Annotated in this window: 13 protein-coding genes; 6 read left to right on the top strand and 7 right to left on the bottom strand. The window is 71.8% G+C overall.

What is annotated here, in order from left to right; translation table 11 throughout:
• The first annotated feature begins 137 nt into the window (after positions 1–137).
• A complete protein-coding gene (locus tag ABZ078_RS01210) occupies positions 138–3,512 on the top strand; it encodes a pyruvate carboxylase (protein ID WP_356570352.1) in 3,375 nt (1,124 codons plus the stop codon).
• A gap of 51 nt (positions 3,513–3,563) precedes the next feature.
• Positions 3,564–4,355 carry an aminoglycoside adenylyltransferase domain-containing protein gene (locus tag ABZ078_RS01205; protein WP_356570351.1) on the top strand — a complete coding sequence of 264 codons (792 nt, stop codon included), beginning with the start codon at positions 3,564–3,566 and terminating at the stop codon, positions 4,353–4,355.
• A 41-nt stretch (positions 4,356–4,396) separates the two neighbouring features.
• On the opposite strand, the gene ABZ078_RS01200 is transcribed toward ABZ078_RS01205, so the two are convergent.
• The 4 genes from ABZ078_RS01200 to ABZ078_RS01185 all read right to left on the bottom strand — a co-directional run bounded on the left by ABZ078_RS01200 (position 4,397) and on the right by ABZ078_RS01185 (position 8,375).
• Positions 4,397–6,106: an enoyl-CoA hydratase-related protein gene (locus ABZ078_RS01200; RefSeq protein WP_356570350.1), complete on the bottom strand. Its 1,710-nt coding sequence runs from the start codon at positions 6,104–6,106 to the stop codon at positions 4,397–4,399.
• Positions 6,107–6,218: 112 nt separating this feature from the next.
• Positions 6,219–6,617: a VOC family protein gene (locus ABZ078_RS01195; RefSeq protein WP_356570349.1), complete on the bottom strand. Its 399-nt coding sequence runs from the start codon at positions 6,615–6,617 to the stop codon at positions 6,219–6,221.
• Positions 6,614–6,907: a metalloregulator ArsR/SmtB family transcription factor gene (locus tag ABZ078_RS01190; protein ID WP_356570348.1), complete on the bottom strand. Its 294-nt coding sequence runs from the start codon at positions 6,905–6,907 to the stop codon at positions 6,614–6,616. The genes ABZ078_RS01195 and ABZ078_RS01190 overlap by 4 nt, the downstream gene beginning before the upstream one ends.
• Positions 6,908–6,974: 67 nt before the next feature.
• Entirely contained in the window at positions 6,975–8,375 is a 1,401-nt protein-coding gene (locus ABZ078_RS01185) for an aldehyde dehydrogenase family protein (RefSeq protein ID WP_356570347.1), read from the bottom strand.
• Between the two features lie 59 nt (positions 8,376–8,434).
• Here ABZ078_RS01185 and ABZ078_RS01180 point away from each other — a divergent pair, with 59 nt between their 5' ends.
• Both ABZ078_RS01180 and ABZ078_RS01175 read left to right on the top strand, forming a co-directional pair.
• A complete protein-coding gene (locus ABZ078_RS01180) occupies positions 8,435–8,887 on the top strand; it encodes a DUF1569 domain-containing protein (protein WP_356570346.1) in 453 nt (150 codons plus the stop codon).
• Entirely contained in the window at positions 8,880–9,500 is a 621-nt protein-coding gene (locus ABZ078_RS01175; protein ID WP_356570345.1) for a TetR/AcrR family transcriptional regulator, read from the top strand. Before ABZ078_RS01180 ends, ABZ078_RS01175 begins: the two co-directional genes overlap by 8 nt.
• Positions 9,501–9,533: 33 nt before the next feature.
• On the opposite strand, the gene ABZ078_RS01170 is transcribed toward ABZ078_RS01175, so the two are convergent.
• Both ABZ078_RS01170 and ABZ078_RS01165 read right to left on the bottom strand, forming a co-directional pair.
• A complete protein-coding gene (locus tag ABZ078_RS01170) occupies positions 9,534–9,992 on the bottom strand; it encodes a (2Fe-2S)-binding protein (protein ID WP_356570344.1) in 459 nt (152 codons plus the stop codon).
• Between the two features lie 31 nt (positions 9,993–10,023).
• Positions 10,024–12,231, bottom strand: a complete 2,208-nt coding sequence (locus ABZ078_RS01165; RefSeq protein WP_356570343.1) for a molybdopterin cofactor-binding domain-containing protein — start codon at positions 12,229–12,231, stop codon at positions 10,024–10,026.
• A 373-nt stretch (positions 12,232–12,604) separates the two neighbouring features.
• Between ABZ078_RS01165 and ABZ078_RS01160 the strand changes: the two genes are divergently transcribed.
• Both ABZ078_RS01160 and ABZ078_RS01155 read left to right on the top strand, forming a co-directional pair.
• Entirely contained in the window at positions 12,605–12,997 is a 393-nt protein-coding gene (locus ABZ078_RS01160) for a VOC family protein (protein WP_356570342.1), read from the top strand.
• A gap of 232 nt (positions 12,998–13,229) precedes the next feature.
• A complete protein-coding gene (locus tag ABZ078_RS01155; protein WP_356570341.1) occupies positions 13,230–14,432 on the top strand; it encodes a right-handed parallel beta-helix repeat-containing protein in 1,203 nt (400 codons plus the stop codon).
• 25 nt (positions 14,433–14,457) lie between these two features.
• Here ABZ078_RS01155 and ABZ078_RS01150 read toward each other — a convergent pair whose 3' ends face one another.
• Complete coding sequence (locus tag ABZ078_RS01150; protein ID WP_356570340.1) at positions 14,458–15,483, bottom strand: alcohol dehydrogenase catalytic domain-containing protein; 1,026 nt, start codon at positions 15,481–15,483, stop codon at positions 14,458–14,460.
• Positions 15,484–15,549 lie beyond the last annotated feature (66 nt).

Raw genomic sequence — 15,549 nt, 5'->3', positions numbered from 1 at the left:
GGCACCTCGCTCACACCGCCCTGACCACATCGGGCTCAAGGACAGCCTAGGCCGCGAGTGGCCCGGCTCACATGGCGTGAACGGAGTACCGCCGACACCATGGGTGCTCCGTCACCGGCAGGCTGAAGGGATCAAGGATGTTCCGCAAGGTGCTGGTAGCCAACCGCGGCGAGATCGCGATCCGTGCGTTCCGCGCGGGCTACGAGCTGGGCGCGCGCACCGTCGCCGTCTTCCCGTACGAGGACCGCAACTCCCTGCACCGGCTGAAGGCCGACGAGGCCTACGAGATCGGCGAGCCGGGACATCCGGTGCGCGCCTATCTCTCCGTCGAGGAGATCGTCCGCGCGGCCCGCCGTGCGGGAGCGGACGCCGTCTACCCGGGCTACGGCTTCCTGTCCGAGAACCCCGACCTGGCCCGGGCGTGCGAAGAGGCGGGCATCACGTTCGTCGGACCGAGCGCGGACATCCTGGAGCTGACCGGGAACAAGGCCCGCGCGGTGGCCGCCGCGCGCGAGGCCGGCGTGCCGGTGCTGGGTTCCTCGGCGCCGTCCACCGACCTGGACGAACTCGTCGGCGCCGCCGAGGACATCGGCTTCCCCGTGTTCGTCAAGGCGGTCGCGGGCGGCGGCGGGCGGGGCATGCGCCGCGTCGAGGAGCCCGCCCAGCTCCGGGAGGCCATCGAGGCGGCGTCCCGGGAGGCGGCGTCCGCGTTCGGCGACCCCACGGTCTTCCTGGAGAAGGCGGTCGTCGAACCCCGCCACATCGAGGTGCAGATCCTCGCCGACGGACAGGGCGACGTCATCCACCTGTTCGAGCGGGACTGCTCGGTGCAGCGCCGCCACCAGAAGGTGATCGAACTCGCCCCCGCCCCGAACCTCGACCCGGAGCTGCGCGACCGCATCTGCGCCGACGCCGTGCGCTTCGCCCGGCAGATCGGCTACCGCAACGCCGGGACCGTGGAGTTCCTGCTCGACCGCGACGGCAACCACGTCTTCATCGAGATGAACCCGCGCATCCAGGTCGAGCACACGGTGACCGAGGAGGTCACCGACGTCGACCTGGTGCAGTCGCAGCTGCGCATCGCCTCCGGCGAGACCTTGGCCGACCTGGGGCTGTCGCAGGAGACGGTCACCCTGCGCGGCGCCGCCCTCCAGTGCCGTATCACCACCGAGGACCCCGCCAACGGCTTCCGCCCGGACACCGGCCGCATCAGCGCCTACCGCTCACCGGGCGGCTCGGGCATCCGCCTGGACGGCGGCACCACCCACGCCGGTACGGAGATCAGCGCGCACTTCGACTCGATGCTGGTGAAACTCACCTGCCGGGGCCGGGACTTCCCCACCGCCGTGGGCCGCGCCCGGCGCGCGGTGGCCGAGTTCCGCATCCGCGGCGTGGCCACCAACATCCCCTTCCTGCAAGCGGTGCTGGACGACCCCGACTTCCGGGCCGGCCGGGTCACCACCTCGTTCATCGAGCGGCGCCCGCACCTGCTGACCGCCCGCCACTCCGCCGACCGCGGCACGAAGCTGCTCACCTACCTCGCCGACGTCACGGTCAACAAGCCGCACGGCGAACGGCCCAACCTGATCGACCCGTTGACCAAGCTGCCCGCCCTGCCGGCCGGTGAGCCGCCGGCCGGGTCCCGGCAGCGCCTCGCCGAGCTCGGCCCGGAGGGCTTCGCCCGCTGGCTGCGCGCCTCACCGACCATCGGCGTCACCGACACCACCTTCCGCGACGCCCACCAGTCGCTGCTCGCCACCCGCGTGCGCACCAAGGACATGCTCGCCGTCGCCCCGGTCGTGGCGCGCACCCTGCCCCAGCTGCTCTCCCTGGAGTGCTGGGGCGGCGCGACCTACGACGTCGCCCTGCGCTTCCTCGCCGAGGACCCGTGGGAGCGCCTGGCCGCCCTGCGGGAAGCCGCGCCGAACCTCTGCCTGCAGATGCTGCTGCGCGGCCGCAACACCGTGGGCTACACCCCCTATCCCACCGAGGTGACCGACGCGTTCGTGCAGGAGGCGGCGGCCACCGGCATCGACATCTTCCGCATATTCGACGCCCTCAACGACGTCGGCCAGATGCGGCCCGCCATCGACGCCGTACGGGAGACCGGGACGGCCGTCGCGGAGGTGGCCCTGTGCTACACCTCCGACCTGTCCGACCCGTCGGAGCGCCTGTACACCCTGGACTACTACCTTCGCCTGGCCGAGCAGATCGTGGACGCGGGCGCGCACATTCTGGCCGTCAAGGACATGGCGGGCCTGCTGCGGGCACCGGCCGCGGCGAAGCTGGTGGCGGCCCTGCGCCGGGAGTTCGACCTGCCGGTCCACATCCACACCCACGACACCGCGGGCGGCCAGCTCGCCACCTACCTCGCCGCGATCCAGGCCGGCGCGGACGCGGTGGACGGTGCGGTGGCGTCCATGGCCGGGACGACCTCGCAGCCGTCGCTGTCGGCGATCGTCGCCGCGACCGACCACTCCGAGCGGCCCACCGGCCTTGACCTCCAGGCCGTCGGCGACCTGGAGCCGTACTGGGAGAGCGTCCGCAAGGTCTACGCCCCCTTCGAGGCCGGCCTCGCCTCGCCGACCGGCCGCGTCTACCACCACGAGATCCCCGGCGGGCAGCTGTCCAACCTGCGTACCCAGGCGGTCGCGCTGGGCCTCGGCGACCGCTTCGAGGAGATCGAGGCGATGTACGAGGCCGCCGACCGGATGCTCGGCCGCCTGGTGAAGGTCACCCCCTCCTCCAAGGTGGTCGGCGACCTGGCGCTGCACCTCGTGGGCGCCGGTGTGTCCCCGGCGGACTTCGAGGCGGAACCGGACCGGTTCGACATCCCCGACTCCGTCATCGGCTTCCTGCGCGGCGAGCTCGGCACCCCGCCCGGCGGCTGGCCGGAGCCGTTCCGCAGCAAGGCGTTGCGGGGCCGCGCAGACGCCAAGCCGATGCGGGAACTGACGGCCGACGACCGCGAGGGACTGGCGAAGGACCGGCGGGCGACACTCAACCGGCTGCTGTTCCCGGGACCGACGCGCGAGTTCGAGACGCACCGTGAGTCCTTCGGCGACACCAGCGTCCTGGACAGCAAGGCCTTCTTCTACGGGCTGCGTCCGGGCAACGAGTACGGCGTCGACCTGGAGCGCGGTGTGCGGCTGCTGATCGAGTTGCAGGCGGTCGGCGACGCCGACGAGCGTGGCATGCGCACCGTGATGTCGTCCCTGAACGGCCAGCTGCGCCCGATCCAGGTCCGCGACAGGGCCGCCGCCTCGGACGTCCCGGTCACCGAGAAGGCCGACCGGGCGAACCCCGGCCATGTGGCGGCGCCGTTCGCGGGCGTGGTGACCCTCACGGTCGCCGAGGGGGACGAGGTGGCGGCCGGTGCCACGGTGGCCACCATCGAGGCGATGAAGATGGAGGCGTCGATCACCGCCGCGAAGTCCGGCACGGTGACGCGCCTGGCCATCCATCCCATCCAGCAGGTCGAGGGCGGCGATCTGCTCGTGGAACTCGCCTGAGCAGGGCCGAAACGGAGGTCGGACGCGGACTCGGACGCGGACACTGACACCATGACCCGGACTCTCGTGGACCCGCACTCCGTTCCGGCCGAACTCCGCCCCTACCTCCAGGAGCTCGTCCACCGCACGCACTCCGTGTGCGGACCTCACCTGGTGAGCGTCATCGCCGTCGGCTCCGTCGCGCTCGGCGACTACCGGCACGGGCGCAGCGACACCGACGTCACGGTGGTCGTGGACGGGGCGCTGCCCGGGCGAGCCCTGCCCGGCCTGGCCACCGCGCTCGCGCACCCCGCTCTGCCCTGCCCCGCGGCGGGACTGGAGCTGGTGGTCTACGACGAGGACTTCGCGGCCCGGCCGTCCGGTGCGGCCGGGTACCTGCTGGACCTCAACTCCGGCCCGTCGCTGCCCGGCAAGGTCAGCCTCGACCCGGCGCAGTCCTCGGCGTTCTGGTACGTCATCGACCGTTCCGTCGCCCACCAGGCGGGGCGCGTGCTGTACGGCAGTCCGGCGCGGGAGGTCATCGCCGAGCCCGCCCGCGCCGACGTGCTCGCCGCGCTCCGTGCCTCGGTCCGTGAGCACAGCACCGGCGCGGGGCATCTCGCGGACAACCGGGTCCTCAACGGCTGCCGCTCCGTGCAGTTCTGCCGTACCGGCCGCTGGCAGGCCAAGCGCCGGGCGGCGCAGGCGGTCGCGGCGTCCGAGGAACGCTTCCGACCGCTCGTGAACGCCGCCCTGCGCAGCTACGAACGTCCCTCACGCACCGCCGCGGCCGCACTGCCCACCGCCGACGTACGGGCGTTCTTGGCCTGGGTGGCCGAACGCGTCGACGAGACGGCGGTGTGACCCGCGCGCACCGGGAACTCGTCGCGCACTCACCGCCGCACTCACCGCGCACCCCCGATGGCCAGTGGATCGGCGGAGCCGCTCGGCTGCTTGCGGACGAACGCCGACCGCAGTTCGTGGTACGGGGCATGCGGATCGAAGAAGATCGCGCGCATACGGGCGAGTTCGTCCCGCCGGTACTCGGCGAGCGGGTGCCGCTCCTCGCTCGCCCGGCGGACCGCGGCCTTCGCGGCGACGCGGCGCGCGAGGTCCGGCTCGTCGGCGAGCGCGGCCGCCAGGTGCTCGACCTCGGAGCCGAACTCCTGCGCCGACACATGCACCAGCCGGTCCACCAGGCCGATCTCGAGGGCACCCGCGGAACTCACCGGCAGCGCCTCGGTCGCCAGGCGCTGCGCCGTCTCGGCTCCGACGCGGCGCGGCAGCGAGTACGTCCAGAACTCCGACCCGTACAGGCCCATCCTCCGGTAGTGCGGGTTGAGGACGGCGCCCGAGCGGCACCACACCTCGTCGGCGGCCAGGGCCAGCATCACCCCGCCGGCCGCCGCGTTGCCGCCCAGCGCCGACACCACCAGGCGGTCGGTGGTGCGCAGCACGGCTTCGATCAGGTCGTTCATGGCATTGACGTTGGCCCAGGACTCGCCCGCGGGGTCCGCGGCCGCCTCGATGACATGCAGATGGATGCCGTTGGAGAAGAAGTCGCGGGATCCGCCGAGCACCAGCACCCGGGTCGGCCGGGTCAGCGCGTACCGGTAGGCGGCCAGCAGCCTGCGGCAGTGGCCGGTGCTCATCGCCCCGCCGGGGAAGGAGAAGGCGAGGAAGCCGACATCGCCGCGCTGCCGGTACCGGATGTCGGTCCAGGTGCGTCGGCCGGGGGACAGTTCGAGGGGCGCGGCGACCTCCGGGAGCCGCAGCCCGGCCGCTTGCGGCAGGGAGGCCAGCACGGACGCCGCCGGGCGGCGGAACGGCGCCGGGTCGCCGGAGTTCTTGCGGGGGCGCAGCTCCGGGATCCACACCGCGCCGTCGACGGTGGCCCGGCAGATCGCCCCGGCGCGCGTCGCGAGCAACTCCCCGGGGCGTCCGCGCAGCCGGTCCTCGGGGTGCCCGCCGTGCAGGAACACCTCCTGGCCGAGGAGCTCGTCCAATACTCCCGGCTGTGAGTCGGCGCCTCGGAGCTTGCGCAGCACCGTCACGGTGCTGTCGTCGTCCCAGTCGATCCGCCGCTGCTCCTGGCGCAGGTAGTCCCGCCACACCACACGGATCGCGGGATCGCTCTGGGCCTGCGGCTTGAACGATCCGTCGGCGTACCGTCGTACGGCCAGATGGACGGCGGCCGAGGCGGCGTCGGACACCTCGCCCCGGTACAGGTCGCTCTTGCCGACCGGTGCCACCGGGAAGGTCCGGGCGGCCCACACGTCGCCCGAGTCCATGGCCGCCTGGGCCTGGAGCACCGTCACTCCCCAGTGGGACGCGTCCTCCGCGATCGCCCAGTCGAGCGACGACGGGCCGCGGTCGCCGGGTGGCCCCGGATGCACGATGAGGCAGGTGTGCTCCCGCCAGACGTCCTCCGGCAGCGCCGTCTTGAGCATGGGAGCGACGATCAGCTCCGGGCGGGATGCGCGTACGGCGGCCCGGACGGCATCGGCGCCGTGCGAGGCGAGCACGACGTCCACCTGGTGCCCTTGGTCCGACAGTTCCGCGTACAGACGCTGGGACAAGCTGTTGAACGCGCTGGCGACGAGCAGGATCTCCATGACGGGATGTTCGCCGGTTTGCGCAGGGGCGAGAAGGACCACGGCGGCGTTTCGCCGGCCACTGCCGGATATCTTCCGCCAATCGGATTGCCTTACAGACGCACGCGGCCCCTCACCGTACGTCCTGCTCGCTGTGCACGATCTGGATCAGGTTGCCGCAGGTGTCGTCGAGGACCGCGGCGGTGACCGTGCCCATCTCCAGTGGCTCCTGGGTGAAGTACACGCCCAGCCCGCGCAGCCGGTCGAACTCCGCCTGCACGTCGTCCACGGCGAAGGAGGCGGCCGGGATGCCGTCCTGGAGCAGCGCCGCCTTGTACGGATGCACCGCGGGATGGCCGGAGGGTTCGAGCAGCAGTTCGGTCCCGTCCGGGTCCTCCGGCGAGACCACGGTCAGCCACCGGTCCCTGCCCACCGGGACGTCGTGCTTCTTCACGAAGCCCAGCACGTCGGTGTAGAAGTGCAGGGCCTTTTCCTGGTCGTCGACGAAGACGCTGGTGATGTGGATCCTCATGGGGTGCTCTCCGGGGCGCCGGGCCTGAGCCACCGGGTGACGATGCGCTCAAGCGGTTCGGTGGTGAGGTCGTGGAACTTGTAGCGGCCCTGGCGCCGGGTCCGGACCAGGCCCGCGGCTTCCAGCACGGCGAGGTGCTGGCTGATCGCCTGGCGGGACGACCCCAGCCCGTGCTTGGTCGTCAGCCGCGCGCAGATCTCGAACAGTGTCTGACCGTTCCGCTCCGTCAGCTCGTCGAGGATCTTCCTGCGGGTGGGGTCGGCCAGGGCCTTGAAGATGTCGTCCGCCACACCCTCACCATAGGCAAGTGGCAACTTGCCTATCAAGCGGGCGTGGCCGACGTGCCGACGGCCCGGTTCACGCCATCCGTCGCAGCAGGCGCTCCTTGCGGCGGGTGAAGGGAGGGTAGGCGAGGCGCAGCGTGTCCGGCAGGAGCGGCTTGTCGAGTACGGCCTTGGTGTGGCTGAAGGTGTCCATCGAGTACGAGCCGTGGTAGCGGCCCTGGCCGCTCTCGCCGACGCCGCCGAAGGGCAGGCCCTGCACCGTGAGGTGGGCGTTGGGGATGCCGAAGGCCAGGGCGCCGGAGGAGGTCTCGGCCAGGAGCCGTCGCTTGGAGTGCCGGGAGGCGGTGAAGGCGTAGAGGGCCAGCGGCTTGTCCCGGCCGTTGATGAACGCGATCGCCGAGTCCAGGTCGGGGACGTGGACGACAGGCAGGATCGGGCCGAAGATCTCCTCGCGCATCACGGCCGAGCCGGGGTCGACGTCGGCCAGCACGGTGGGGGCGATGTAGCGGGCCGTACGGTCGTGGTCGCCGCCGACGACGGTCCGGCCGTCGGTCAGCAGCCCGGTCAGCCGGTCGAAGTGCCGGTCGTTGACGATACGGCCGTAGTCGCCGCTCGTGGCCGGGTCGGCGCCGTACATCTCGCGGACCGCGGTGGCGAGGTGCGGCTCGATCGCCGTGGCCGCCTCGCCGACGGCGAGGACGTAGTCGGGGGCGACGCAGGTCTGGCCGGCGTTCATGAACTTGCCCCAGGCGATGCGGCGGGCGGCCGTGGCGAGGTCGGTGCCCGGTTCGACGACGGCGGGGGACTTGCCGCCGAGTTCCAGGGTGACGGGGGTGAGGTGGCGGGCCGCGGCGGCCATGACGATGCGCCCGACCGTGCCGTTGCCGGTGTAGAAGACGTGGTCGAAGCGCTGGTCCAGCAGCGCGGTCGTCTCCGGCACGCCGCCCTCGACGACGGCCACGGCGTGCGGGTCGAGAACCCGGGGGAGCCAGTGCGCGAGCGCGGCCGAGGTCGCGGGCGCGAGCTCGCTGGGCTTGATGACAGCGCAGTTGCCCGCGGCCAGGGCGCCCACGAGCGGCGCCAGCGCCAGTTGCAGCGGGTAGTTCCAGGGGCTGATGATCAGCACCGTGCCCAGCGGCTCCCGCACCGTGCGGGCCCGGGCCGGGGCGAGCGACAGCGGTGTGCGGACCTTGTGCGGGCGCGTCCAGCGGTCCAGGTGGCGCAGCGTGTGGTCGATCTCGTTGACGGTGAAGCCGATCTCGGTGGTGTGCGCCTCGGTCGCGCTCTTGCCCAGGTCGGCGTTCAGGGCCGCCGCGAACACTTGCTGATGTTCCGTCAGCAGGTCGCGCAGAGCGCGTAGCTGGGCCTTCCGCCAGTCCAGGGGTCTGGTGCGGCCGGTGGCGAAGGCGGCACCGAGTCGCGCGGTGATTTCCGCCGGATTGCCGGCGCGGGCGAGATCAGAGTCGGGGAGCATGTCCCGGAGCATATACGAAACGAAAGCTTTTCGTTTCGTATATGGGGTACGCTCCCGGCATGACCTCACGCACCCTCGCCGAGCTCACCGAGCGGCTCCACAAGGACCTCGACCGCCCCGAGCGCGACCTGCTGGCGCCGGGCAGCACCTGGAACCTGTCCCAGACGCTCCAGCACTGCGCCCAGACGGTCCGCTACTCCGTCACCGGATATCCCCGGCTCAAGCCGGCCCTGTTCCGGGCCACGGCAGGCGTCCTGGCCAAACATGTCTTCCTGCGCCGCGGAGCGATGAAGCACCCGCTCGGCGCGGAGATCGACGGAGCCCCGCCGCTGGACCCGAACCTGCCGGTGACGCAGGCCGCCGCCGGACTCGCGGAGGCGGTGGCCCTGTTCACCGCCCACACGGGAGAGCACGCCCCGCACCCCGCCTACGGTCGCTGCACGCACGAGGAGTTCGCACGGCTGCACGCCCTGCACCTCGCCGAACACCTGCCGGGACTGGCCGATGCCTGACGCGGGGCCGCACAAGGGACGCCCCCGCGACGCCTCGCGGGACCGCGCGCTGCTGGACGCCACGCTGGCCGTTCTGGCCGAGAGCGGTTACGGCGGTTTGACCACCGCTGCCGTCGCCGCCCGCGCGGGGGTGTCCACCGCCACGCTGTACCGCCGCTGGTCCTCCAAGGAGGAACTGGTGATCGCCGCTGCCTCGGCCCACGCCCCGGAGCTCGCGACGTCGCCCGACACCGGCACGCTCGAAGGTGATCTGCGCGCCCTGCTCCGGGACAAGGCCGCCGCTCTGACCGGCGAGAGCGGGCGGCTGATGCGGGCTCTGATCGGCGAGGCCGCGCACAACACCGCCCTGGCCGAGGCCCTCACCACGGCGTTCCTGACGCCCGTGCGCCGACGCGTCGGCGAGATCACGCGACGCGCGGCGGGCCGGGGCGAGATCGCACCGGTCGAGGACGCCGACCTGCTCGGCGACCTGGTGATCGGTCCCATGGTGAACAGGTTCCTGCTCACCCCCTCGCCGCCGGACCGGGTGGACGCGGCCGAGGCGGCGCGGACGGCGGACCGTCTGCTGCCCTTCCTGCTGCGCGCGGTCGGGAGCGAGGCGGCTCGTCGGTGACCGGCCGCGTCCACCCCGTACCGGCGGCCGCGCTCACCCCATCTTTGCGGCCGCGCTCTTGATCGCCTCGCGGATACGGAAGTACGTTCCGCAGCGGCAGACGTTCGCGATCGCGTCGATATCGGCGTCCGTGGGGTTCTTCGTGCGCTTCAGCAGGGCCACCGCCGCCATGATCTGACCGGGCTGGCAGTAGCCGCACTGGGCCACGTCCTGCTCCAGCCAGGCCTCCTGTACCGGGTGCAGCCGGTCGCCGTCCGCGAGGCCCTCGATCGTGGTGACCTCCCGCCCCGCGGCCTCGGCCACCGGGACCACGCAGGGGTTGCAGGCCTCGCCGTCGAGGTGGCTGGTGCATGCCTTGCAGACGTCGATGCCGCAGCCGTACTTGGGGCCGCGCACGCCGAGCAGGTCGCGCAGCACCCACAGCAGGGGCAGGTCGTCGGGGGCGTCGACGGTCACGGTCTTGCCGTTGACGGTGAAGGTGTGGGAGGGCACGTGCGGGCTCCTGTCGGGGTGCTGAGGAGTCTCAGCGCGGGAACGGGGTGAAGTCGACGTCGAAATTGACAGGGAAGCTGCGGGGCTTCGTACCGGTGGCCCGGGCGTAGGCGTTCGCGATCGCCCCGACGGCCGCCGGGACGCCCAGCTCCCCCGCGCCCCCCGGCTCGCCGCTCGCGGGCATGATGAAGATCTTCACGTCCTTGGGGCTGTCCTTCTGCCGCGCGTAGTGGAACTGGGAGTAACTCCCCTCCAGCGGCAGCCCCTTGTCGATGTGGAGCCCGGCCCGCAGGGTGGTGGAGATGGCGTCGGTCAGTCCGCCGAGCAGCTGGGCCTCCAGTCCTCGCGGATTGACCGGCCGCCCCACGTCGGCGGCGATGACGGCCTTCGTCACCCGTGGCTTCTTCGGGTCGGTGGCGTCGATCTCGACCAGGCAGGCCGTGCAGGACTTGTACTCCTCGTGGAAGCCGACGCCCTGCGCGAAGCCCTTCGGCAGGGCGCGACCCCAGCCGCCCTCCGCCGCCACCTTGTCCAGCACGGCCCGCTGCCGGGCGGTCTTGAGGAACGAGCGCCGGAAGGCCACCGGGTCCTTGCCCTGCTTGGCGGCCAGTTCGTCGACGACGATCTCCTCCGCTCCCCGGGTGTTGGCCGAGTACACCGAGCGCCAGGAGCCGGTGTGCATCTTCAGCGGCACCTCGGTGAGCAGCTGCGTGGTGACGCCGAAGTTGTAGGGGGACTTCACGGTGGTCAGGAAGAGGGTCTGGGCGAAGCCCGCGTTGCCCACCCCGGCGGGCAGGTCGGACGCGGTGGCGGTCAGGATCTCGCCGAGACCGTGCCGGAAGTCGGTCTCGACGGCCGCCACCCGGTGCTCGAACGTGAGTACCTGGCCGAGCGCGTAGGTGGCACGGATCTTGTGGTGGGTCGCGGGGCGCGCGCGGCCGTGCCGCATGTCGTCGATGCGCGACCACATGACACGGACGGGGCGCCCGGTCTTCTGCGAGACGAGCGCGGCTTCCAGGGCCGCGTCGAAGAACAGCCGGCGCCCGAAGGAACCACCCGCCTGCACGACGTGGACGGTGACCTTGTCCACCGGCAGCCCGAGCCGCTTCGCGATGGTCTGGCGGGCCACGATGGGGGACTTGAGCCCCGACCAGATCTCGGCACGGTCGGGACGGACGTCCGCGACCGCCGAGTTGGTCTCCAGCGGGGCGTGGCTGACGAACGCGAAGTCGAACTCGGCGTCGACGTGCTTGACCAGCAGCCCGGGGACGACCAGCGGGGCCGTCGACGCCTTCAGCTTCGCCCGGATGTCGTCGTCGGAGAGTGTGTCGACGGTTCCGGGTCCCCAGGTGACGTCCAGGGCGTTCTTGCCGTCGAGCGCCTGCCCGAAGGTCTCCGCCACCACCGCCACACCCGTGGGAACGGTCACGACGTCCAGGACACCCGGCATGGCCCGGACCGCGGACTCGTTGTTCACCGACTTGACGGTGCCGTTGATGGTCGGCGGCCGGCGCAGCATGCAGGGCTTGGCGCCGGGCACCTCCAGGTCGAGGGTGTAGTGCTGGCGGCCGGTGACGATCGACCGGGCGTCGACGCGGGAGGTCGGGGTGCCGACCAGCGTGTGCTCGGACTCGGGCTTGGGGGTGGCGTCGAGCGCGCCCAGGTCGGGGGAGGCCGCCGTGGCCGACAGCGAACCATAGGAGGCGGTACGCCCGTCCGGAGCCGTCACCACGCCCTGACGGACGGTCAGGGAGCCGGGCTTCACGCCCCACCGTTCCGCCGCCGCGGCGACCATGCGGGCACGGGCGGCCGCGGCGGTGTGCCGCACCGGGTCGTAGAGGGAACGGATCGAGTTCGAACTGCCGGTCAGCTGGTTGAAGACCAGCTCGGGCCGGGCGTCGTCCAGCCGGATGCGCACCCGGCCGAGCGGGACGTCCAGTTCCTCGGCGACCAGCATCGCCACGGCGGTCGTGAGGCCCTGCCCGACCTCCTCCCTCGGCAGCCGGAAGTCGACGATCCCGTCCTCGCCGATCTCCAGCACCAGCATGTTGGCGGTGGGCGTGCCCGCGAGGATCAGCAGGTCGCCGAGGTCGACCAGGTCGGCCGGCGCGGGCGGCGTGGGTATCGCGCCTTCGGCCGCGCTGGGAGCTGCGGCGTCCAGGCCGACCTTCGTGGCCAGGGCGAGGGTGGGGGCTGCGACCAGGTAAGTGAGGAACTTACGTCTGCCGTGTCGTGTCATCGGCGCTCCGTTCGAGCGTGCCCGTCGACGTCGTCGGGCACGTTCCGTAGATCTTCACCGGTTGGTAGTCAGCGGGACAAGGGCTTGCTGCGGTCTTCTGGTGTGACCTGAGTGACCAAGGGCAGTGTCTGTGGAAGTTCTGCGATCTCTTCGGGTATTCGGGGCGGCTCGCGACGGCAGCGGCTATGGGGTGTCCAGGGCGCGGGGGCCGCGAGGCCGCCGACGGAGCACCGGCCGTGGGCGGTCCTCGCTTCATGCGGGTGAAGGCGGCACCACCATCCGGACGCCGACGGCGCGGCGTGCGGTGCCGCCGTCACTCGTGTGGTGTGCCCTGGAGCGTCAGGCAGACGCACCCGCGAAGGAGACACACGGCATGCTCGGACAATCGCAGGCGTTCAGCGGCTTCTCGGTCGACGACCTCGGCGAGGCCCGCCGGTTCTACGGCGAGGTTCTCGGCCTGGAGGTGGAGGAGACCGGTCAGGGGGAGATGCGGATGCTGACCATCAAGCTCGGCAGCGGCGCGCGTGTCTTCGTCTATCCGAAGGAGCGGCACACCCCCGCGACGTTCACGATCCTCAACTTCCCCGTGGACGACATCGAGACGGCCGTCGACGAACTGGGGCGGCGCGGCGTGACGTTCGAGCGCTACCCGGACTTCGATCATGACGAGAAGGGCGTCGTCCGGGTCGGTGACGGGGGTCCTGCGGCGATCGCGTGGTTCACCGACCCCGCCGGGAACGTGCTGTCCGTGCTCCAGGAGGACTGACCGGCCGGGAATCACTCGCGCCCTCCATGAGCCGAACTCCGCAGGCACGCGTGGCCCGGAGTTCGGCTCGACGCGCCCGGCGTCGTGTCTCCGATGGTTCATGCATGGGAACAGCGATCACGTACCGAGTCATTGACATGATCAGGGCAAGCCTCTACCGTCGCACGGCAACGTCCGGGAGAAAGCGCTTTCCGACCTTGGTTCCGCACAGCCGCACCCTGGAGACGAACCCATGCGCCTGAAACCCCCCACCCTCCCCGCCGGCCTCTCCGCCCTGATGGCCGGACTGCTCGTCCTGTCCTTCCCCGGCACCGCGCCCGCCGCAGGCAGTCACGGGCGGGCGAGCGACGTGTACGTGGCGACGAACGGCAGCGACAGCAACCCCGGAACACTCACCGCGCCCTTGAGGACGATCCAGCGGGCGGTGGATCTGGCGAAGCCGGGGTCCACCATCCAGATCCGCGGCGGGACCTACGCGCCGAGCACCAACATCCGGTTACTCAAGAGCGGCACGGCGAGCCGGCCCATCACCCTGCGCGGCCACAACGGTGAGCGCGTCGTCATCGACGGCGAGAACATGCCGTACACGCCGGGCGCCGTGGGCTCGACGATCCCCCGCCCCGAGCGGGGCGCCATCCACGTCGAGGGCGAGTACTGGCGGCTGATCGGATTGGAGATCATCCACGGCCCGTACGGCATCTTCGGGCTGGACTCCGGCAACAACGTCTACGACCGTCTCGTCACCCGGGACAACTACGAGTCCGGGCTCCACCTCGCGGGCGCGAGCAGCAACAACCAGATCCTCAACCTCGACAGTCACGGCAACCGCGACCCGCGCAAGAACGGTGAGAGCGCCGACGGCCTGGCCATCAAGGAGGGCTCCGGCAGCGGCAACGTCGTACGCGGCGCCCGCTTGTGGAACAACTCGGACGACGGACTCGACTGGTGGATGTTCGAGTCGCCGATCCTCACCGAGAACACCCTCGCCTGGGGCAACGGGTTCAACCGGTGGAGCCTGCCCGACTACCAGGGCGACGGCAACGGGTTCAAGATGGGCGGCAACGGCGTCGCCGCCCACCACACCGTGCGCAACAGCATGGCGTGGGACAACGCGGTCGGCGGCTTCATCGACAACAACAACCCGGGCCGGATGAAGCTCGACCGCTGCACGGCATGGGACCATCCGAAGGCCGGGTTCGACTTCAGCCGCTCCTCCAGCACGCTGACGAGGAACCTCGCGGTGGCCAACGGCACCAACGCCTCACTGGGCTCGAACTCCACCGGCAGCGGCAACTCGTGGAACACGGGCGGAAACTGGTTCTTCGTCAGCACCGACGCGGGCACGATCACCGGCCCCCGGAAGGCCGACGGCTCCATCCCGTCCTCCACCTTCCTGCGTCCCGGCAACGGCGCGGACGTGGGGGCCCGGTTCTGAGCGGTGGGCCGGGTCGCCCTCCCGGTCAGCTCAGGCCCGGGTCGATGTGGAACTTCGGTCCGGGTCCCGCCCCGGGTGGGCGCTCTCCGGCGAGGACGGGTCCGGCCTGGCGGAGACCGACGGTCGCCGCGACCAGGGGCCTGGGGTCGACGGATCCGTCCGCGTAGGCCCGGATGGTGGCGTCCAGACCGGGGGAGGCCGACAGGATGCCGACCGCCGTGACGTCCTTCAACACGAGGGCGCGGGTGTCGATCCGGCTGGGCTCACCGGCGAGTCCCACGTAGACCACCCGGCCGCCCGGCTCGACCGCGTCGAGGGCCGTCGCGGGCAGGTGGGCCGCGTTCGAGGCGTCGATGACCGCGTCGAAGGGCAGGTCCGGGACCTCGCCCTCGCGCCATACGTGGGCGAAGCCGAGCGCGCGGGCGAAGGCGAGCGAGTTGTCGGTCCGGCCCATCAGATGCACCTCGGTGCCGGCGGCGCGCGCGAACAGCGCGACGAGCAGGCCGATGGTGCCCGGCCCGAGCACCAGCACCCTGTCCGCAGCCGCCAGCCGGGCTGCCTGTACGGCCCGCAGGGCGTTGCCCCCGGGTTCCACCAACGCACCGAGCGTGGCGTCGACGGTGTCGGGCAGGACATGCAGGGAGGAGACGGGAACGGCGAGTCGCTCGGCGAGGGCGCCGGGGCGGTCGCCGCGGATGCCGACCTCCTGTCGCCCGTCGCACACATGGTGACGGCCGCGCAGGCAGCGACGGCAGGTGCCGCAGCCGAGCATCGTGTCGCCCATGACCCGCCGGCCGATCCAGACGGGGTCGACGCCGTCGCCGACGGCCGCCACACGGCCGGCCCACTCGTGGCCGAGCCGCATCGGGTAGGCGGAGTGACCCTGCTGCAGGTAGGCCATACGGCCGGTGAAGAACTCCACGTCGGTGCCGCACACGCCGACCCGTTCGACGCCGACGACGACCTCTCCGGGAGCCGGCTCCGGTGCGGGGACCGCTCGCACCTCGTACGCGCCGGGTGCGGTCAGGACGAACGCCCGCATGACAGGCATGGGATCAATCTCCGGATCTGCGGCGGGAGTTGCCGTGGTCGGCGTGCCGGCTCATCGGTGCGGGTG

The organism is Streptomyces sp. NPDC006385 (assembly GCF_040612485.1).
Lineage (GTDB): Bacteria > Actinomycetota > Actinomycetes > Streptomycetales > Streptomycetaceae > Streptomyces.
This window is presented reverse-complemented; position numbering and strand designations above follow the sequence as displayed.